At 58.7% G+C, this 20,553-nt stretch carries 16 protein-coding genes; 11 read left to right on the plus strand and 5 right to left on the minus strand.

The window, feature by feature from the left end:
• Positions 1-20: 20 nt before the first annotated feature.
• On the minus strand, positions 21-3,335 hold the full coding sequence (locus tag Q0837_RS03860; protein WP_298465517.1) for a hypothetical protein: 3,315 nt from the start codon (positions 3,333-3,335) through the stop codon (positions 21-23).
• Between the two features lie 1,611 nt (positions 3,336-4,946).
• The gene (locus tag Q0837_RS03865) at positions 4,947-7,853 is read right to left on the minus strand and encodes a DUF3857 domain-containing protein (protein ID WP_298465520.1); all 2,907 of its coding nucleotides are present in this window, start codon (positions 7,851-7,853) and stop codon (positions 4,947-4,949) included.
• A 173-nt stretch (positions 7,854-8,026) separates the two neighbouring features.
• Between Q0837_RS03865 and Q0837_RS03870 the strand changes: the two genes are divergently transcribed.
• Positions 8,027-9,166 carry a beta-ketoacyl-ACP synthase III gene (locus Q0837_RS03870; protein ID WP_298465523.1) on the plus strand — a complete coding sequence of 380 codons (1,140 nt, stop codon included), beginning with the start codon at positions 8,027-8,029 and terminating at the stop codon, positions 9,164-9,166.
• Here the strand turns inward: Q0837_RS03870 and Q0837_RS03875 are convergent.
• A complete protein-coding gene (locus Q0837_RS03875) occupies positions 9,127-10,230 on the minus strand; it encodes a phosphatase PAP2 family protein (protein ID WP_298465525.1) in 1,104 nt (367 codons plus the stop codon). The genes Q0837_RS03870 and Q0837_RS03875 overlap by 40 nt on opposite strands.
• Positions 10,231-10,406: 176 nt before the next feature.
• Here Q0837_RS03875 and Q0837_RS03880 point away from each other — a divergent pair, with 176 nt between their 5' ends.
• Positions 10,407-11,159 (plus strand): phosphatidylserine decarboxylase, encoded by a 753-nt coding sequence (locus tag Q0837_RS03880; protein ID WP_298465527.1) that lies wholly within the window; start codon positions 10,407-10,409, stop codon positions 11,157-11,159.
• A gap of 28 nt (positions 11,160-11,187) precedes the next feature.
• Entirely contained in the window at positions 11,188-12,060 is an 873-nt protein-coding gene (locus tag Q0837_RS03885) for a phosphatidylcholine/phosphatidylserine synthase (protein WP_298465529.1), read from the plus strand.
• On the opposite strand, the gene Q0837_RS03890 is transcribed toward Q0837_RS03885, so the two are convergent.
• The gene (locus Q0837_RS03890; RefSeq protein WP_298465531.1) at positions 11,996-12,259 is read right to left on the minus strand and encodes a hypothetical protein; all 264 of its coding nucleotides are present in this window, start codon (positions 12,257-12,259) and stop codon (positions 11,996-11,998) included. The two genes, Q0837_RS03885 and Q0837_RS03890, sit on opposite strands and share 65 nt — an antisense overlap.
• A 327-nt stretch (positions 12,260-12,586) precedes the next feature.
• Between Q0837_RS03890 and rpsB the strand changes: the two genes are divergently transcribed.
• Positions 12,587-13,336 carry a 30S ribosomal protein S2 gene (gene rpsB, locus Q0837_RS03895; RefSeq protein WP_298465532.1) on the plus strand — a complete coding sequence of 250 codons (750 nt, stop codon included), beginning with the start codon at positions 12,587-12,589 and terminating at the stop codon, positions 13,334-13,336.
• Positions 13,337-13,445: 109 nt separating this feature from the next.
• The gene (gene tsf, locus Q0837_RS03900) at positions 13,446-14,372 is read left to right on the plus strand and encodes a translation elongation factor Ts (RefSeq protein ID WP_298465534.1); all 927 of its coding nucleotides are present in this window, start codon (positions 13,446-13,448) and stop codon (positions 14,370-14,372) included.
• Positions 14,373-14,408: 36 nt separating this feature from the next.
• Here the strand turns inward: tsf and Q0837_RS03905 are convergent, their stop codons facing one another.
• A complete protein-coding gene (locus Q0837_RS03905) occupies positions 14,409-15,239 on the minus strand; it encodes a metallophosphoesterase (RefSeq protein WP_298465536.1) in 831 nt (276 codons plus the stop codon).
• Between the two features lie 126 nt (positions 15,240-15,365).
• On the opposite strand from Q0837_RS03905, the gene pyrH reads away from it, so the two are divergent.
• From pyrH to rseP, 6 genes are read left to right on the plus strand one after another with little or no spacing between them, the layout of a single operon-like run.
• Complete coding sequence (pyrH, locus tag Q0837_RS03910; protein WP_298465538.1) at positions 15,366-16,100, plus strand: UMP kinase; 735 nt, start codon at positions 15,366-15,368, stop codon at positions 16,098-16,100.
• Positions 16,101-16,103: 3 nt separating this feature from the next.
• Positions 16,104-16,661: a ribosome recycling factor gene (gene frr / locus Q0837_RS03915; protein ID WP_298465540.1), complete on the plus strand. Its 558-nt coding sequence runs from the start codon at positions 16,104-16,106 to the stop codon at positions 16,659-16,661.
• 25 nt (positions 16,662-16,686) lie between these two features.
• The gene (gene uppS / locus Q0837_RS03920; protein ID WP_298465543.1) at positions 16,687-17,394 is read left to right on the plus strand and encodes a polyprenyl diphosphate synthase; all 708 of its coding nucleotides are present in this window, start codon (positions 16,687-16,689) and stop codon (positions 17,392-17,394) included.
• Complete coding sequence (locus Q0837_RS03925; RefSeq protein ID WP_366519689.1) at positions 17,381-18,166, plus strand: phosphatidate cytidylyltransferase; 786 nt, start codon at positions 17,381-17,383, stop codon at positions 18,164-18,166. Before uppS ends, Q0837_RS03925 begins: the two co-directional genes overlap by 14 nt.
• A 10-nt stretch (positions 18,167-18,176) precedes the next feature.
• Positions 18,177-19,340 (plus strand): 1-deoxy-D-xylulose-5-phosphate reductoisomerase, encoded by a 1,164-nt coding sequence (gene dxr / locus Q0837_RS03930; RefSeq protein WP_298465546.1) that lies wholly within the window; start codon positions 18,177-18,179, stop codon positions 19,338-19,340.
• A 16-nt stretch (positions 19,341-19,356) separates the two neighbouring features.
• Positions 19,357-20,454, plus strand: coding sequence for an RIP metalloprotease RseP (gene rseP / locus Q0837_RS03935; protein WP_298465548.1), 1,098 nt, complete (start codon positions 19,357-19,359; stop codon positions 20,452-20,454).
• Positions 20,455-20,553: the final 99 nt, after the last annotated feature.

Consider the following 20,553-nt stretch of genomic DNA (forward strand, 5'->3'; position numbering starts at 1 on the left):
CGACCACGAAGACCATCGTCTCATGAAGGAAGCTCGAACAAGATTCCAACGACTTCCATCAGCGCAGTTAGTTTAGGCAGGCCCTGTTTCCCATCGAAACTCAGCAACTCGGCCGGCGTCGTTCCATCCGGGTTGAGGCTCTCAAGAACGACAAGCTGATCGTGCGGTCGAAACCTCTTGAAATACCTGGCACCAGTGTCGTCCACCGCGATCACGAGCCGTCCTTCCAATTGCGCGATCACCTCGCTTGCTATCGTGACCGGATGAGTGACGATGTACTGACCGTCCAGTGCGATAGGTTCGGCGCTGCGCCCTGCAACCTGGAACAGTCTGGCATCTTTGAGCAGTGCATGAACTGGGTCAATATCGGTGAGGGCGACAAACTCCTCGTTGTCCGTCTTGGGCGGTACCGGCAGTCGATGTCGTGCGAAGAGCGTCCCAACTATTTTTCGCAGGTGGATCTGCTCTTTCGGAGCGATCAGGGGTTGCGGAAGCGATGTGGGATCGGTGGCCTGGCCAGTCAGGATGACGATGTGAGGATGCAGCTCGGTTTCATTGTACCGTCGCGCTAGCAGTTGATCCTGAAACGTGGCGACGACGAGGTTACGCTCATTCACTTTTGCATAGTTACTTACGATGATCACGTCGCCGACATCAGCCACCGGGTCGAGTGTTCCCGCTGTCAGCTGAAAGGCGGCATGGTTGTAGAGCGTGATTTGCTGCGCTTCTGACAAATCCACCAACGTGATTAGACCGTCGCCAGCGCGCCCGTCGGTCTTGGCTGCCGCGGCGATACCGGTATGGAGAAACGGAACAGCTTTGAGGTCGGCGGCATCGGTCGTTGGGAACTCAACCACATTCTCCATCCAGGCGAACAAGCGCGGCTCGCCTACGTGGGCTTCGAATTCAGCGAGAATCTTGAAGCAGGTGTGAAGTCGTGATTCTACCTTCCCCTCCCAGAACGTTCTGACGTCCATCGCCTGTGCGACACCAATCGTGCCGTCAAAATGATGATGCGCCTCGTTGATGTATTGCATGGCCTTACCGCCACCGCCGCCTGCGATATATTCGAGCAGTTTGCTGAAGGACGGGTTGGTGAACGGAGGTACGCTGGCGGTGCGCCGCGCCCTCATTATCGTAGCGAGCTCTTCCAAGGTCTTGTTTGCGACGTCCGGGTCTTCGGCGCGAAGCATGATTTTGAGCAAGTCTTCGAGATAGATGCGGACTTTCTGGACATAGGCGTGCCCTTTCTGGTCATCGTTTGTTGCTTGCGCGTCGGAAAAAGCACTCGAGAGAGAATCTCCGTATATGATCGTCGCCACCTTGGAAGCATCGCACATGCGCACAACTAGGCCCTGCTGGCCGGGCAACTTCTCTGAGTTGACCAGCATCTGAAAAAATTGACGCTCATGGGTTATCATAAGGATTTGCGCGCCCATGATGTCGGTCGGTTCCGCCTTACCCAGCCTAGCGATCTCCTCGGCCCATTTACGCTTGTTGCGCGGATCGAAGGTCGTCTGGGGGTCGTCCAGCACCATCAAAGGAAACGGATTGGCTCCAGCATCGATAATCGCCTGTTCGCGCACGGCGAGCACAAAGGCCCATAGGATCGCACGCAACCAAGAGCTGTTGGCGACCACCGACGCATCAACTCGTATGCCAGGATCGAAGCTGCCGGTAAGGTGGACTGCTTTCTTCGCCAAGGCGGCATCTTCGAACGACAATCGCTCTTTGAAATGTATCCGGGCAAGAATTTGCTTCATGCGATCTGCCAGCGCCGAGATTGATCCGGCAGTCTGGGCAGCAACGAGCAGACGTAGGTCCTTTAAAGGTATCAACGCCGCAGCTATCGCTTCCCGGACCCGTTGTTGCTCATTGATCGGAAGCCACAAATCCGCTTCCTTCGCAGCTGCCTCCAAGTCCGTAGCAATTTGATCGAGTGGGGCGGCGCGCTCCAAGGCAGCTTCCAGCGCCTGAACCTTGCCCTCCAGGCAGTCGGCCGGATACGCCCCGTCCTCTGTCGCGCGGCCCACCAACTCGCGCCAACTATCCACAAATTGAGGTCGATGCGTTTGCCACCAAGCAGCTAACGCCATCACGCGCTCCACCTTGTCAACGTAGCTTAGTAGCGCGGAAGCCGCCGGTGGGCAGGTCGGATCTGGCTGCGCCATGGTGTACGAGAAGACGGGCAGCTTCGGGGTTATGTTGTCAGAGGCATCCGAAGCGAATGCTCCTATGCCGGTCAGGACGGTCGAAAACGGCGCCCCTTGGACGAACACCTGCTTGGCAGCCTCGGAAAAGGCGTCGCGCGGCTGCATCGTCGATAAACTTTCGAAATACACGTCAACAGCCTGCGGCATGGAATCGCGTATCGATTTCTCGAGCTCGATACAAACATCGGCCAGTCTTCGCTCGGCGACGGCTGCCGCCTGCTTGAGGGAGGCGAGTTCATCGGCAAGTGCTGCACGCTCTTCACCAGTCAGCTTGGACTCGCATAACGGGCAATTGGCGTCCTCGTGAGAATGCGACGCCGGTTCGAAATAGCTGGATGCAAGCGCCTTCAGCCTCAGCTTCTTATCCTCGGCTTGTCGCTTGTCCCACGTGATCGCTTCGGCGAGTCTGACTCTTGAGCCGTCGATCAGGTCAGCCAGAGCCTGGAAATGCTTGTCTTCCGGAGCATTTGCGAGCGCCTTCCAAGCTGAGAACACTTCGACGCCTTTGGAACTGTCTCCGAGAATTGCACGTGCCGAATTGACGGCCGACTTGATTTTGACTCGATCATCCGCATTCGCTGTGTCGAGTGTCGAAGCGATCTCCGAAGTTAGTACGGCGAGATGTTCGGCAGCCTGATTCGAAGCCCCCTTCGCGATATCGCGGAGCTCTTGAGCGTAGCCATTATCTTCGCGTTTGCCCGCTACCTTTAGGTCGAAGCTTATCGTCACAGCTGTTTGGGACGCACGCTCAAGAGCAGCTTCGAGGCGGGCCGCGATTGTGTCGCCGCCCTTGTCCAGTGCATACTTGAGAAAGCGTTTAGACCGGTGGGCGAAATTGGCGGCACCCTCGGCAATGGCAGCCAGCTGATCGAGCCCGGTCAACAGCTTGACTGCATCATAGATTGACCGGCTACGTTCGCCAAATCCGATACGGGTAAGGCGAGCGGGCATAAGGAGCCCGACCTCTAACATTTCGGGGGCCATCATTAAGTCGGGAGAGATATCAACTTCGATCTGGGGCTGAGCACCGGGCGCGGCCAAGAGCTTGCGGTATGCATGTGCTGTGTTGCCCGCCGGATCATGGAAGGTTAGCCGCACCGAGGTCTCGGCAGTGCCGGCCAATTCCATCGGACTGGTTGGATAGGACGCGATGGCAGGCCAGTCGCCTATGATTGAGCCAGCATCATCCTCGACGGGAGTTCGGACCCCTGTTTCAATATATAGCCCGTCTTCGTCACGGCAACGATAGCCGGTCATCGCCCAGATGATCGCGCTGGCAAGCGACGTCTTGCCCGATCCGTTTTGACCCTCAAGACACCAGTTTGCCTCGTCGAATGGCACGACAAAAGGCGGCCCCCCGGCCTGGTTCAATCCGCCGAAGCCACTGGTTTCAATTCGAGCCAAGCGCCATGGGCCGGCATTCTCCGCCATCCCGCTCGATTGCGTCTCAGTCGCAGGGTCAAAGGTCTCAAGCTTCCAAGCCGCAACCAAGTCGTCAAAGAGGCTTTCGTGCGCGTCGACGACCTTGTCTTGCTCACATGAGAGCAGGAAGCGGAACAGACGCCGCGCGCCAGCCGAAGCGAGGTGCACCGAGCCTGCCTTGTGGTCGCCGAACTTCGCCCAAGTGAGCGGCGCACCGGAAAGAAGCCGCTGTTTTGCCTCGTAGAATGAAAGCGCCATTTCCCCTCCTGTTCAGGCAACATAGCGCCACGAAGTTCAAATACGCCAGAAAATTGGAGCTTTCAGAATAGGGTGATCTGGCAAGCCACCCCTTTCCCCCAGCTTCAATTACAGTGTTTTTCGCCCCTGATCACTTGCGGCGGCCAGACTTCACCAGGTTAGCAGCAGCATTCAGGGTGACCCGCGACCGGTATGAACGACTGGATTTAAGGCACCTCGTGGCCGCCGCGGCAGGGCTGAATGAATGGCTGCTTTCGGACGTTTCTCAGACCAGTGTGTACGACCCGAATGAGGGGGCAAATCCGACGCAGGCACTCTCTCGGCTCTAAGCGAGCGAGTGAAGACCAACACCGTCACAATTGACGCCATTCACCCGCGCGAGAAGTGAGGGTGGCACTAGCCGTTCGATGTCAGGTCTACTGTCAGCCAATCCCTAGCAGATTAGCAACTTGAGCAGCGTGTCGCTCCGATTTTGCATTATTGCCGGTCGACCAGACATCGAACCCAGCGAGTTTTCGGACGCCGTAAAAGGCGGTGCGGATCGGTGCTAGCCGTACACCGATTTTTCCTGAATGCAGGGAAAAGGCTCTGCGATTTTGAAAGACAATCAAGATTTATCAGACGGCACAGGGCCTGCACCTGTCCCGCTTGAATCTAATCAAAACAAATCAGGTCAGAAGAACCCAACGTCAAGGTTACGGTAAGGGTCCGGGCACGGGGAGTCGTAATTCGTGTGTAATCAGGCATGGCATTACACGGGCATTCCGGGAATGTTCTTTGCAGGGATTACGCGCTCTAACCCTAGGGTTTTCAAGGGCTAGGGCACGATAGGGAAGTTCGCGGAACCCTGCGCACCTAGACTGTAAATCTGCCCGCGCAAGCGTACGCTGGTTCGAATCCAGCCCTGTCCACCACCGCTTCCCACGGCAAGCCGCCGATCATCTGCGTTGGTTGATTAGACCAATGGGACGGGTGATTCGATCAGGCAAAGCGTTCGGCCCGTGACTAGGTCGGTGAGGATGACGCCGTTCAATAAGCCAGGGCTAAAAGACTCTAAAAATCAAATCCCCAACGCCGATACTTGCGAGCTATTCCAGGGCTGCGGGCGATCGCCGATGCGATGTCGGTCGCGCCTCTCGAATCACCCTGTTCGCGCAGGATCAGACCTCTGAGCAGCAGTGTTTCGGTCTGCTCCGGATTGAGTTCCAACGCAGCTTCTGCATCGGCCAGCGCTTCGGCGAGTTGGCCATTGCGCAGATAGGCGAGAGCCCGGCTGTCAAGCGCCATGGCCGTGTTGTCGCTGTTCTCGACGGCCTTGGTACAAATCGGGATCGCGTCTGAGACGCCGATTTCCCATGTGCCCATGAACCAGCATTTCGAATTGAGAACATCGGCATTGTTCGGTGCGTCGACCAGCAAATCCGCGAGTAGCGCCAATCCCGCTGGCCCATTGCCCTCGACCGCTTCGACATCGGCCATGGCGTATGCCATCGAACGGCGCACGTCCTCGTCGCCGTCCACTTCTTCCAGCAACTCGCGGGCACCGGCGAGATCACCAAGTTCGGTCAGCATGCGCGCGAGTGTGATTGCCCGGTCATGCGACGGGTCCAAGGCAAAGGCTTCCTCAAGATCGGCCTTTGCGCTTTCGAGATCGAGCAGTTGCTGGTGCACATATGACCGTTCTTCGTACATTCGCGCTGTGGCTTCGATTTCGATGGCACTGTTCATATCCTCAAGCGAGCCAGCGAAATCATAGGTCTGGAACCGGAAGCTTGAGCGGTTGAGGTAAGGCCCGGCTTCGTCCGGTTCCTCCTCGATCAGGCGTCCCAGAGCAGCGTCAATCGGTTCCAGCACGGATCGGTCCGCCCCTTCGGCAAACCGCCAGCGCCGCGGAAGATCTTCGGGTGCCATGATCTTCACTTCGGAACGCGCAAGCTGCGAGGATTTGCGGCGTTCGGCGCGGAACTCCGACGCCGGAATTTCTCCGCCGAGGCTCGTCTGCGCTTCGACGATGACAAGGTTTCGTCCGTCCAGATCAATGTCGCGTTGGAACCGTTGGCCCGCGACAGTGAGGTCAAGCTCCGTCGCGCCGCGAATGGCGAATTCACCGGCCGTCTCGGGCAGCGTGATGCGGTATTCGGCAGTCGACGTGCCGGGCGGGGGCACGCTTGCTGGCAGATCGCGCCACGCCTTGCGTGAGCGATCCGGCGAGAATTCGAACGAGCTTGACGGCAGCGGCGGTTCAAACTCACCGTTGGGACCATCGAATTTCAGCAATGCCGGGAAGATAGCATCGATGATCAGCGTCGCTTCGCTGTCGTCATCGCCTTCCTCAACCCTGACATCGAGTACGCTGACGCTGCCGCCCGTTACCCGGCGGAAGCCGCCTCCCATCCGCTGCTTGTTCTCATCAGTGATCTTGTCTGCATTGGCGTTCATCTGCGCAGCGTGCGGACCGACCATCTTCATCTTCATGGTGCCAAGCATGGGCAGATCGGCGCCAAGGCTTGCGTCCATTACCAGCTCAATTCCGGTATCGGCAAAGCGGGGCGTTTCCTGCTGGATCGGTTCGAGCTCGGCCCCGGCATCACGGATCGGCAGGCCATAGTAGAACGGCGGTACATTACCGACGACATTGATGTTGGCGCCGATGCTGGTGCCGTCGAGGTAATAGTGCTGTCCATCGACGGTCGCCCGCACGAGAACATGATTGAAAGCGCCGGGTAGGGGCAGAGACGTCGGGGCGACCTCGCCGCGATTGGTCGAGACCAAGACAGGCTCTGCTTCGATGCCCAGATCGGCCAAGACGGCCAGCAAGATCAAGGTTTTTGCCTTGCAGTCGCCGTAGCGTTTTTCCCATGTGGTTGCGACGTCCTGGGGCAGGTAGTTTCCGCCATCCAGGCCATTCAGCAGGTATCGAATGTCTTCCTGTACCAGCTCGAGCGCAGCGACGGCGCGCGCAAGTTCGCTGCCCGGCATCGAACGGATCGCGTCAATCTTTTTGTTAAGGTCATTGAGACCCTCGAGAGCGCCGTCGACCTTGTAATAGGGTGCCATCACACTGGAGACTTCGCCCCAATCCTCGAAAGTGCCGAGTTGCAGCAGTGTCGGCCTGTGGAAGCGCGCAGGAGCGTCATAAGGATACTCCTCACCTTCCGGCAGCGGCAGGGTGATGTTGATCCAGTTGTGCCCATCACGCAGTTCAGGAGCGCCCAGATCGAAATCGGGGCCAGCCTGCCAGCGGACATCGAGATCGTCCGACCACGAAGCAAGCACGCGCGTGAAGTCGGCGATCTTGCTCGGTTCGCGCCACAGCATCGCCTGGCTTTGCACTTCGCGGCCCAGCGCCTGATCGGAATTGGTAACCGAGTAGCGCATTCGCAGTTCATCGCCGACCTGCAGGCCGGGCACGGACATTGTCGCGGTTAGCGAGCCGTCGATAATTCGCATTTCGAGCAAACGCTCACGCCGGAGAATCTCCATCCGCTCGCCTTGCTCGATCACGTCGATGGTTTCACCGTCGCGCAGGATCGCGATTTCGTGAACGATCAAATCGCCCTTGTCCGGCAACCATTGGGCAGTCAGCGTTCCAACCTGACCGAGCTCTTGCAGCGAGGAAAGGCGGAAAACCGTATCGGTGTATTCCCACAACCGGCCATCTTCGATCCTAATCTGTTTGTCTTGAACAACCAGGCTGTTTGAAGGATCGCGCTCCACGGTCGAGAGGTCGACCGGTTGGACCCAGGTGGGTGCAGGTTCATAGACGACTTCATCACCAGCCACTGCTGGGACCGATGTGCTCGCGAGCAACAAGCCGATCGCACCGGCAAGAGAACGAACAAAGGCCTGCGAGCGTTTGCTCGGCGGATTTCGATCGAATGAAGTGAGGTTTGCCCGGTTAGTGCGCCCTGCTTCGAAATTTGATTGCATATTGTCCTGAATTTCTGATCGAACCGTCATCGGTCCGCAGCCCCACGTTAAGTTGTTCGCCCCAACAGGCTTTTGCCCCTGAATACCTTAGCGAAGGCGGCTACGCGCTCAAGCGGATTCACCTAGAATTGTGGGCATTCCCATAGCCAATGCGAATACGGAGCCTTGCAGGGCGTTTCGCTCGGCAGTATTGCGCTCGGCCCATGCAAGACGTGCAACTTACGCATCGCCCCGTGATCTCCACGACCGGCCTTTTCACCCCTGCGGAATCGATCTCAAACGAAGAACTGGTCGAAAGCTTCAATCGCTTCGTCGAGCTTCACAATGAACGCCATGCCGATGCGATTGCGGCTGGCGAAATGGAGGCACTGCAACCGTCTTCGGTGGAATTCATCGAGAAGGCGAGCGGGATCAAGGCACGCCATGTGATGAGCAAGGAGCCGATCCTCGATCCTGAAGTCATGGCTCCGCGCTGGGACGAACGGCCCGATGATGAATTGGCGATCATGGCCGAGATCGGCGTTATCGCCGCGAAACAGGCGCTGGAGCGGGCGGGGCGCAAGGCCGAAGATGTCGACGCGGTGCTGTGTGCGGCTTCCAACATGCAGCGCGCTTACCCAGCGATGGCGATCGAAATACAACAGGCGCTGGGCATCGATGGCTTCGGGTTCGACATGAATGTGGCGTGCTCATCGGCAACGTTCGGCATTCAGACCGCCGCCGATTATGTCCGCGCAGGCAATGCCAAGAGTGTGCTGGTGGTCAGCCCCGAGATCACTTCAGGCCACCTCAACTGGCGCGACCGCGATAGCCATTTCATTTTTGGCGATGTCGCGACCGCCGTGCTGGTCGAAGATGAAGCGATTGCGCCTAGGGAACATTGGGCGATCCTCGGGACCAAGCTTAAGACCGTGTTCTCAAACAACATCCGCAACAATTTCGGGTTCCTCAACCGCGCGCATCCCGAGACATCAGGTAGCGCAGACAAATTGTTCGTGCAGGAAGGTCGCAAGGTCTTCAAAGAGGTCGTGCCGATGGTCGCTCAGATGATCATCGATGAAGCGGAAAAGCTGCAACTCGATCCCGCAGCCATTCGCCGGCTGTGGCTACATCAGGCGAATGCCGGGATGAACCGCCTGATCTCGCAGCGCGTGCTGGGTCATGAGGCCAACGCCGATGAAAGCCCCACGGTGCTCGACACTTATGGGAACACTTCAAGCGCAGGCTCGATCATCGCGTTTCATAGACATAGCGAAGACCTGGTTCCGGGCGACACCGGCTTGATCTGCAGCTTTGGAGCGGGTTACTCAGCCGGAACGGTGTTCGTGCGCAAAGCAGCCTGATCGCGGCTGGCAAGAAAAGCATCCCACGCGGCAATGATCCGCTGCGATGCCCACCAGATTACCGCCACCGCGAGCAGCGAAACCAGGCCGTCGACCGCATAGTGGTAGGCGAGGTGGACGCTGCTGATCCAGGTGATGAAGAAGAACACGCCGAAGAACATGCCCCATTTCGGCGATATGCGGCGCACGGCGATCCAATAAAGAAACGCGATTGCGCAGTGCATGCTTGGCATTGCAGTAATCCCGCTGCCGAGGCCGTTGGCTGACTTCCCGTGCCACTCAAGCAGAAGCTCCTGCACGTTTAGCACCATGATCGGGACCTGCTCGTTAGCGGCGTAAAGATAATTCATCTGCGCGTCGAAGTGCGGATTGCCGAGAAGCGGGCCCAGGAAACATGGGCCAACTGAAGCAAGCCAGGTTGCCATGAGTCCCCCGATTAGCGCCCAGCTGAGCATATAGCTCAGGAAGAATTGACGCCGAACCTGGCTGTCCATCTTCGCAAATACGAAGAACATCACGCCCGGGTAAAGCAGCAGAAACCACAGGTGATACAGCAGCGCGAGAAACGCGGTGATGATCGGGTAGCCGAGCACGGGCTGGAGCACTTCCCATGCGTCATAGCCAAAGAAGATCGCGCGGTCCCATTCGATAAAGGCCGCGTCCCAAGTGTATTCGTTGAAGAGCGGGATGGCGGCTTTCATTTTTGAGAAGAATGGCAGCGCAATGATTGCCACAGCGAGCAAGGGAAGGCCGCCGAAAACGGTCTGCTTGAGCGGAGCTGCGGTGTAGCGCGCTTTCAGGAAAGCGGTCGGGCTGTCGGGACGGTTACGATTGAGCTGCCATGCAGCGTCAAATGCCACCAAAATGAGTGTGAAGAGACCGAACAAGCGAGCGTTTTCAATGACACCGCCCAGGCTTGGATTGACGCCGCGCGACATCAGCAATCCGACGCAAAGGGCGAGCAACACAAGCCCGATCCCGAAGATCGGCATTTCATCCAGCCAGCGGCGAGCCAGGCTGACCGTTGCGGAATCATCGGAATGACTGATCGTTACAGTGTTCATCACAGCGCCGGACCTATGGTAAACGCCTTACTAAAGAGTGAATGTTGAAAGCCCCAATCTGACTTGATTTTCTTGGGCCGTAAGCAGCTGTGTGGTCGCAGGAATCGGCGCTTTTGCACCGGCTAGTTCGATCGCGTCGCTTGCGAGGGCGCGCACGCGACCCTAGATGCCCCATCATGGCAGGTGAAATTCTCGACAATCAGGGACGCGGCGATGCAGGCTGGAACTGGCCCGCGATTCATCCCGAGGGGCGCAAATTCGGAGTGATCGCGATAGCGATTGCCTTGGTTCCTTTACTCGTACTCGACTGGGAAATCATCGGCTGGCCGCTGTTGCTATTGTCTGTTGGCGTGTTCGCATTCTTCCGCGATCCCGAGCGCGTGGTCCCGCAAGCTGACAACGCAATTGTTGCGCCTGCAGATGGCCTCATTTCGTTGATCACAACCGTCGAGCCTCCCGCTGAGATGCAGGTCGACGATGGCTCCGGCCATCCGGGCCTTTCCGCTGGGCCGGTGACGCGCGTTTCGATTTTCATGAGCGTGTTCGACGTTCACATCAATCGCACCCCGATTGCTGGCACTATCCGCCGGCTCGTCTACATTCCGGGCAAGTTTGTGAATGCGGACCTCGACAAAGCGAGCGAGGAAAACGAGCGGCAACATATTCTGGTTGAACGCGCTGATGGTCTGCAGATCGGTTTCACCCAGATCGCGGGTCTTGTTGCGCGCCGGATTATCCCGTTCGTGAAACCTGGAGACACAGTTGCCAAGGGGCAGCGCGTCGGCCTGATCCGGTTCGGCAGCCGCGTCGATGTCTACCTCCCAGCGGGCACCAGCCCAAAGGTTCTGATGGGTCAGCGCGTTATCGCCGGCGAGACCGTGTTGGCGGAAGTCGGCACGCAGGCATTGCTGGAAGGTATCGCGCAATAGTGGCCTGTTCTTCGACTTCGGATTTGGCGTGAGCAAGTGGCGCAAGGGTAGCAGGGGCTCTGACCTACCCGCTCGCGTTGGCCCGAAAGCTGCCGAAGACGAAGACAGCGCAGCACCGGCGGACGGCAGAGGGCTGACCCTCCGCGCAATGTTACCCAATGCTATTACGGCAGCGGCGTTGTGCGCTGGCCTGACCGGCATACGTTTCGCAATTGAAGGTCAGTGGCCTTACGCCATCCTCGCCATCATTCTGGCGGCCGTGCTCGACGGGGTTGATGGTCGAATTGCGCGGCTGCTCAATGCACAATCGCGTTTCGGTGCCGAGCTTGACAGTCTGGCGGACTCGCTCTCTTTCGGCATGGCACCTGCGATCATTCTGTATTTGTGGTCGCTGCAGGATCTCGAGCGTTTCGGATGGTTCGCTGCACTCGCTTTCGCGATCTGCTGCGCTCTTAGACTGGCGCGCTTCAATGCCCGGATCGACGTTGACGACCAACCGCATCAATCGGCTGGTTTCCTGACCGGTGTGCCTGCACCTGTCGGAGCTGGAATAGCATTCGCGCCCTTCTATCTATGGATGGCGACCGGGCGCGACGAGTTTCGCGATCCACTGGCACTGGCGATCTGGATCAGCCTTATCGCGGTGTTACTTATATCCAACATGGCGACCCTCAGCTGGGGGGCGATCCGTCCCCGGCGCGATGTGCGTCTTGGCGTGATTGCATTCGTGGCCTTGTTCTTCGCCGCGCTCATGCTTGAGCCATGGTGGTCGCTAACCGCGCTATGTGCGGGGTATCTGCTGCTGATGCCCTACGCGCTGTTCAAATATGGGCGGATCAAGCGGCGCCGAGCGCAGGAACGGGCGAGCGCGCTGGCAGACGGTGAGCAAACGGGCGCGTAGCTGCCGAAGCAAAACGGGCGGGCTGGCGCAGCCGAACTTCCTCGGCATCCACCATCGGTACAAATCCGGCCTTCACCAGAGCACGCTCGCGTTTCAAGGACTTGAACGCGAAGTGCCCGCGCATCCACAGATCGGCAAGCGACAGCAACGTGGCAAACGAGACGACCACGAAGAGAGCGGTGAGCGTGGCTGCAATCATCGGTTAAACTCCTTTAGTGGTCATTCGCAGGGGCACCGGGATCGGTTACATATCCATGCGTTCAGTCTTTGTTCCACCGCGTTGTTCTATATGTGTTCCGCTCAGTCAAGCAATTTTGTTCCACTTGTGTTCCAAAATGAGCGAATGCACTAGATTTTGTAGGAGAAGGGGGCTAATGGCGCGCCCTCGCACCTAATTTCTGCCCGAATCATCGGCCTGACTGAAACTGCGAAATTCACATGGAAGGCGCTTTACACCGGTGCTGCCAGCGGGACACTCCGCCAGCGGTTCCAGCCTTCCAGAGGACAAACCGGAAGGAATTACCTTATGGCGGCCACTACCGTCACAATGCAGCAATTGATCGAGGCCGGCGCACACTTCGGCCACCAGACCCACCGCTGGAACCCGCGGATGAAGCCGTACATTTTCGGCAACCGCAACGGTGTTCACATCATCGACCTGTCGCAGACCGTGCCGCTGTTCGCGCGCGCTCTCGATTTCGTTGAGTCGACTGTCCGCGCAGGCGGCAAGGTTCTGTTCGTCGGTACCAAGCGCCAGGCGCAAGAGCCGATCGCCGAGGCCGCTCGCGCTTCAGGCCAGCACTTTGTCAACCACCGTTGGCTCGGCGGCATGCTGACCAACTGGAAGACCATCAGCGGTTCGATCAAGCGTCTCAAGAACCTTGAAGAGCAGCTTTCGGGCGACACCAGCGGCCTCACCAAGAAAGAGGTCCTGCAGCTCACCCGTGAGCGTGACAAGCTTGAGCTGTCGCTCGGCGGCATCCGCGACATGGGCGGCATTCCGGACGTGATGTTCGTGATCGATGCCAACAAGGAAGACCTCGCCATCAAGGAAGCAGCTGTGCTCGGCATTCCGGTAATCGCGGTGCTCGATACCAATGTCGATCCTACGAATATCGCTTTCCCGGTTCCGGGTAACGACGACGCGAGCCGCGCTGTTCGCCTGTATTGTCAGGCGATTGGCGACGCAGCGACTGCTGGCAAGGGCGGCGCTGTCGCTGATTCTGGCGATGTCGGCACGATGGAAGAGCCACCTGCCGAAGCGGCAACCGCCTGATCGTTTGATCCAATTGGCGCGCGTCAACCGCGCGTCACAAACCCAGTTTAGCGCGCCGGGCATCCGTTCAACGGGCCCGGCGCCCCATACCTATTAGAAGGAAATCCCCATGGCCGATTTCTCCGTCGCCGATGTGAAGAAACTGCGCGAAAAAACCGGCGCAGGCATGATGGACGCCAAGAAAGCGCTGACCGAAGCCGGCGGCGACATCGAAGCTGCTGTTGACGCACTGCGTGCAAAGGGCCTCGCCACCGCTCAGAAAAAGTCCAGCCGTACGGCTGCCGAGGGTCTCGTCGGCGTTGCCGTTTCGGGCACGCGCGGCGTGGCTGTCGAGGTCAACTCCGAAACAGACTTCGTCGCCAAAAATGACAAGTTTCAAGATTTCGTGCGGAAGACCACCGAAGTGGCTCTGACGCTCGACGCCGACGATGTCGAAGCTCTCAAGACCGCGGCCTATCCCGATGGCGGCACCGTTGCCGATCAGCTGACTGACAATGTCGCGACCATTGGTGAGAACCAGCAGATCCGCCGCATGAAGACCATTTCGGTCGGCGCTGGCGCGGTTGTGTCCTACGTTCACAACGCTGCCGCTGAAGGCCTCGGCAAGATCGGCGTTCTCGTCGCGCTTGAAGGCGACGCCGCTGCTGACGTGCTTGCAACACTTGGCAAGGACATCGCGCAGCACGCGGCTGCCATGTTCCCGCAGGCGCTCAACGCTGAGGGCCTCGACCCGGCTGTGATCGAGCGCGAGCGCGCGATCGCACAGGAAAAGGCAGCCGAAAGCGGCAAGCCTGAGAACGTGCAGGAGAAAATGGTCGAAGGCGCCATCAAGAAATACGCCAAGGAAAACGCGCTGCTGAGCCAGATCTTTGTGAAAGACGGCAAAGCCACCGTCGAAGAATATGTCGCTCGCACCGCCAACGAAGCTGGCGCGTCGATCAAGCTGACCGACTATGTCCGCTACCAGCTCGGCGAAGGCATCGAAGTCGAAGAAAGCGACTTTGCGGCGGAGGTTGCAGCCGCTGTTGGCGGCTAAGCGCTATTCGCATTGAGAATTGACGGCCGTCGCAGCTCAGCGCTGCGGCGGCCGTATTTCTATCAGCCAGATTTCAGGCTGGGTGAACAGGCGGATCGGCAGCAGGCTGGTGCCCGGTCCGCCGCTTGTAATCAAAGTTTTGCCGTGCTGCTCGACCACGCCGCAGGCATACAGCTCCCCGAAGTCCGACATCGTCGCTGGTGACCCGCCCCATGGGTAGGCGATTTGTCCGCAGTGGGTATGGCCTGCCAGCACGAGCTCAATCTCCACCGGTACTGATGGGAACACATCCGGACTGTGCGTAAGCATAATTCTGACGCCCCCCAATCCCTGCATCTTCGCTACCGTCTTCTCCATATCGGCTCGGCCGGTGAAGTCGTCGTCGACCCCGCCAATCACCAGCGGACCGAATTGCGCGGCGTCGTTGGCAAGCACGGTAATCTGCTGATGCTGTGCGAGCTGCTGAGACAAGCCCGGCCAATCGAACCAGTGATCATGATTGCCGGGCACCATCGCCACGCCATAGGTCGCTGTCAGTTTACCGAGCGGAGCAACGATCTCCTCAGCTGAATAGGCTTTGGTGGCCGTGCGTTTCTCGCTTACCAAGTCACCTGCGATCGCGACCAGATCGGGTTCCAGCCTATTCACCTGTTCTACGATCCGAGCCAAACGGGATGGCGGCATATCCGGACCGGCAACATGGATGTCGGCCAGCAATGCAACAGTGACGGGACTTGTTCCGGGATCGAGAGCATCGCTGTTCAGGGTCAGTCGATGCACCACAGGATCGCGCATCGTATCGTACCAAGCTTTCCCAAGCAGCGCGAAGCCCAGGATCAACCCAATCAGGAGCAGTTTTTTGATCATTGTCTCTCGATTGCCAATGCACCTTTAGCGGGAACCGACCGCAAAGGTGCGCTATCCCCTTGGCAGCGCAGTGCCTGCCGGATAAGGGCGGCGCAACGATAAATCCTGCCAGCGAGCCTTGCCCTGATGACCCAAGATACAGCAATGCCCGAAATCAAGCGCGTCTTGCTCAAACTCTCCGGCGAAGTTCTTATGGGAGAACAGGATTACGGGATTGATCCGGCCTATGTCGCGCGGCTCGCCGAAGAGGTGAAGGCGGCGCAGGCGACCGGCCTTGAAGTCTGCCTCGTGATCGGCGGCGGTAACATCTTCCGCGGCGTGGCTGGCGCAGCGCGCGGGCTCGATCGCACCACTGGCGACTATATGGGCATGCTTGCGACCGTAATGAACGCTTTGGCGATGCAGAATGCGCTGGAGCAGCAAGGCGTGCCGACCCGCGTGCAATCGGCGATCCCGATGTCCTCGGTATGCGAGCCCTACATTCGTCGCCGGGCCGAACGGCACCTTGAAAAAGGGCGCATCGTGATCTTCGCGGCGGGCACCGGCAATCCCTTCTTCACCACCGATACCGGCGCTGCTTTGCGCGCGGCCGAAATGAATTGCGACGCGCTGCTCAAGGGCACCAGCGTCGACGGGGTCTATGACAAAGACCCCAAAGGCAACCCCGATGCTACGCGCTTCGAAACCGTAAGCTACGACCACGTTCTCTCGCAAAATCTCAAAGTGATGGATGCTACCGCAGTCGCGCTTTGCCGCGAGAACGACATTCCGATAGTGGTGTTTTCGATCCGCGAAAAAGGCAACGTTGCCCGCGTCCTGTCGGGCGAAGGCACTCAGACGATAGTAACGAAGGACAATTGATCGATGCCGCAATATGACAAGGCAGATATCGAGCGCCGGATGAACGGTGCTGTGGAAGCTCTGAAGAGCGATCTTGGGGGTCTTCGGACGGGCCGTGCTAACACGAGCTTGCTCGATCCGGTGCAATGCGAAGTGTATGGATCGATGATGCCGCTGAGCCAGGTTGCTACCGTTTCTGCGCCAGAGCCGCGCATGCTGAGCGTGCAGGTGTGGGACAAGTCGAACGTGTCGGCTGTCGAGAAGGGTATCACCAAGGCGAATCTCGGCCTCAATCCGATGACTGATGGTCAGACCGTTCGTCTGCCGATGCCCGATCTGACGGAAGAGCGCCGTAAGGAACTTGCAAAGCTTGCCGGGCAATATGCCGAAAAGGCCAAGATCGCCATCCGCAACGTCCGCCGCGACGGGATGGAAGACCTGAAGACCGACGAGAAGAAGAAAGAAATCTCCGAGGACGAGCGAAAGCGGATGGAAGATGACGTCCAGAAGCTGACCGACAAGTATGTTGCCGAAACCGACGAGGCGGCGACCAAGAAAGAACAAGAGATCCTGACGCAGTAGGTCTGGATCGCGCAGGGGAGGCCAGATGGGCGACCAGCCCGCGACGGAGAAAAGCGGTGCCAGCAATGGCGCACGTCACGTCGCGATCATCATGGATGGCAATGGGCGCTGGGCAAAGAAGCGGGCGCTTCCGCGTGCAATTGGTCATCAGCGCGGCGTGGAGGCTGTACGGCGATTGGTTCGTGCGCTCGAGCCGATGGGCCTGGATTGCCTGACGCTCTACGCATTCTCCTCAGAGAACTGGAAACGGTCCGACGACGAAGTCGATGATCTGATGAACCTGATGCGCAAGTTCATAAAATCGGACTTGCCCGAATTCGTCGCCAACGATGTGAAGCTGAAGATTATCGGCGATTGGCGCTCTCTTGCTCCTGATATCGTTGCGATGCTCGAAGATGCGCTCGCTCAGACTGCGAATGGCACGCAGACCCTCGCTGTCGCGCTCAATTATGGCGCTCAGCACGAGATTGCGCGCGCAGCGGCGAAAGCTGCTGAGCAGGGCGCAATAACGCTGGAATCGATCGAAGCGCAGCTCGATACCAACGACTTGCCGCCGCTCGACCTACTCATCCGAACGAGCGGTGAAATTCGCCTGTCGAACTTCCTATTGTGGCAGGCGGCCTATGCCGAGATGCTGTTCGTCGACACGCTATGGCCGGACTTCAAACCCGAGCATTTGCAGGAAGCTCTCAACGACTTTGCCCGGAGGGAGCGTCGCTATGGCGGACGTTGAAGACCGGCTCGAAGAGATAACGCGCAAGGCGCTTGAGACAGCTGAAAAAAAGAGCCCTGGCACTGTCGCAAGAGAAGCGGGCGGGATGAGCGACCTTACCGTCCGGCTGGTTTCGGCAATCGCGATGGCAGGCATCGCAGCGATTGCGCTGTGGCTGGGCAGTTGGTTCTGGATCGCGTTCGTCGTGTTGCTGGCGGGCGTTGTATTGTGGGAATGGAACAATTTGGTGAAAGGTTTCGATCTTTCGCCGACTGGGGAAATCCTATGGCTGTTCGGCGGAGCCGCCTATGTCTGCGCTGCGGCTCTGGCGATGGTGCAGGTGCGGATCAGTTATGGCGCGCTTGAAGTCGCGCTGGTCTTCATGCTTCCGATCATCGCGGTCGATGTAGGGGCCTATTTTGCGGGGCGATCCATCGGCGGGCCGAAGATTGCGCCGAGCATCAGCCCTTCGAAAACCTGGGCGGGACTGGGCGGCGGCGCATTGGCGGCCGGTGCTGTCGCGCTGACAATGGAGATTGCGGGCTTCGGCCCGGCTGCTTCACCCGAATTTAGCATCGTGGGAATCCTGCTGGCCATCATTGCTGGAGCGTTGATCGCCGTAATCGCGCAGGCCGGAGACTTCTTCGAAAGCTGGATGAAGCGCCGGGCTGGCGTGAAGGATTCGAGCCGTCTCATCCCTGGGCATGGCGGCTTTTTCGATCGCCTTGATGGATTTCTTGCCGTTTTCTTTGTTCTCTTTGTGGTTGCCGTAGCACCAAACCTGCTGGGATAATGCGCACTCAATGACCCGTTCGATTACCATTCTTGGCGCAACCGGTTCAATCGGAGCTTCAACGCTAGACCTGATCCGCCGCAATCGCGATCTTTGGCAGGTCGAAGCGCTGACTGCCAATTGCAGCGCGAAAGAACTCGCCAAGCTCGCGCGCGAATTCAATGCGAAGATCGCAGTGGTCGGCGATGAATCCTGTCTCGATGAACTGCGCGAAGCACTTGCAGGAAGCGATGTCGAAGCCGCTGGCGGGGAGGCTGCCTTGTGCGAGGCCGCGGCGCGTCCGGCCGACTTTACCGTTGCCGCGATTGTCGGCTGCGCCGGGTTGCGGCCAGTAATGTCGGCGATCGAGCGCGGCGGAATTCTGGCGCTCGCCAATAAAGAGGCGCTGGTTTCCGCAGGTGACGTCATGACGGCAGCTATACGCAAGCACGAGGTTTGCCTGCTGCCGACCGACAGTGAGCACAACGCGATCTTCCAGAGCCTGGGCGCGAACAATCTAACCGATGTGTCTCGCATCACTCTCACGGCGAGCGGCGGGCCGTTTCGAACATGGACACAGGAACAGCTCGAAGCCGCGACTCCTGAGCAGGCGGTGGCGCATCCCAACTGGGACATGGGCGCCAAGATCAGCGTCGATTCCGCGACGATGATGAACAAGGGTCTCGAACTGATCGAGGCACACTACATGTTTCCGGTCGGGCTCGACCGGATTCAGATCGTGGTCCATCCACAAAGCGTCGTTCACTCGATGGTCGAATTTCGCGACCGCTCGACGCTCGCGCAGCTTGGGCCATCGGATATGCGTGTGCCGATCGCTTCATGTCTTGCCTGGCCGCATCGAATGGACACGCCGCTTGAGCCTTTGAATTTGGCCGAGATCGGCGAGCTCTCTTTCTTCGAACCGGATGAGGAGCGCTTCCCTGCGACACGCCTCGCGCGCAACGCTCTCAATTCCGGCAACGGAGCGCCCGCGGTGCTGAACGCGGCCAACGAAGTCGCGGTTGCGGCATTCCTGGCTGGTCAGATTGGGTTCACACGCATTGCTGCAGTGGCGGAGGAGATGCTGCTCCGCTATAGCGCCCAGCAACCAAGCACCCTTGAAGATGTCCTCGCGATCGATGCCGATGTTCGCATCCGCACCGCTGAGGTTCTGGAGAATTACGCCGTTGTTTGAATCGCCCCCATTCTGGATGTACGCCGTCGGCTTCCTGCTTTTGCTGGGTCCGCTGGTCACTGTGCACGAACTCGGCCACTATCTCGTCGGCCGCTGGTTCGGCGTAAAGGCCGATGCGTTCTCGGTTGGGTTCGGCAAGGAACTGTTAGGTCGAACCGACAGGCATGGGACGCGTTGGAAACTCTCCGCTTTGCCCTTGGGCGGATACGTTCAGTTCAAAGGCGATATGAACCCCGCTTCGGTGCCTGACCCCGATGCCCCTGCCGAAGAGGGCAGCTTTCAGACCGCGGCGTTATGGAAGCGTGCGCTTATCGTTGCTGCGGGCCCTGTAACGAACATCATCGTCGCTCTGGCGATCTTTTTCTCTTTCAACATGGCATACGGAAAGCCGCTTCCGGTGGAACCCGAGCAGGTCGGAATCATCGCGAAATTCGCTGAGGATTCGCGGGCTGAGAAAGCCGGCTTCGAAATCGGTGACCGGATCACCAAGATCGACGGTCAGGAGATGGCCGGTTGGCGCGAAATCCAGCAGAGTATCCTGCTTTATCCCAATCGGGAATTTGTGGTGACGGTGGATCGCTCAGGCAAAACCATCGACCTTCCGGTGACAGCCGCAGCGGTCGAAATGGAGGACCGCTTCGGCAATATGTCCACGGTTGGTCTGATCGGGATCGAAGTCGAAGATATCGAAGAGCGTTTTGAGCCGGTTGGCGTCGGCGAGGCCGCGGTTCTTTCCGTCACGCAAAGCATGAAAGCTGCGGACATGATGGTCACGGGTATCGCCCAGATTATTCGCGGCGATCGCTCGATCCAGGAAATGGGCGGCCCGGTAAAGATCGCGAAGTTCTCTGGCGAGCAGCTCAGCCTCGGGCCTTCTGCCTTTGTTTTCTTTGTGGCGCTCATCTCGCTTAATTTGGCATTCATCAACCTGTTGCCAATTCCGATGCTCGATGGCGGCCATCTGGCATTTTACGCCGTCGAGGCGGTCCGCCGGAAACCGGTCGGACCGCAAGCGACCGAATGGGCCTATCGCACCGGAATTGCGATTGTGCTCATGCTGATGGTGGTCGTGACCGTGAACGACGTCGTCTCTCTGCCACTTTTTGGCAGTTAGCCGGGGAAAGCGAACGGGCGAGCGTGGGCAGGCGGGTAAGTCCGCTTGATTGCGTCACCTGCATGGGGCACAGGCAAATCGGGTCAGACGGCCCATCGG

Source organism: uncultured Erythrobacter sp., assembly GCF_947499705.1.
Lineage (GTDB): Bacteria > Pseudomonadota > Alphaproteobacteria > Sphingomonadales > Sphingomonadaceae > Erythrobacter.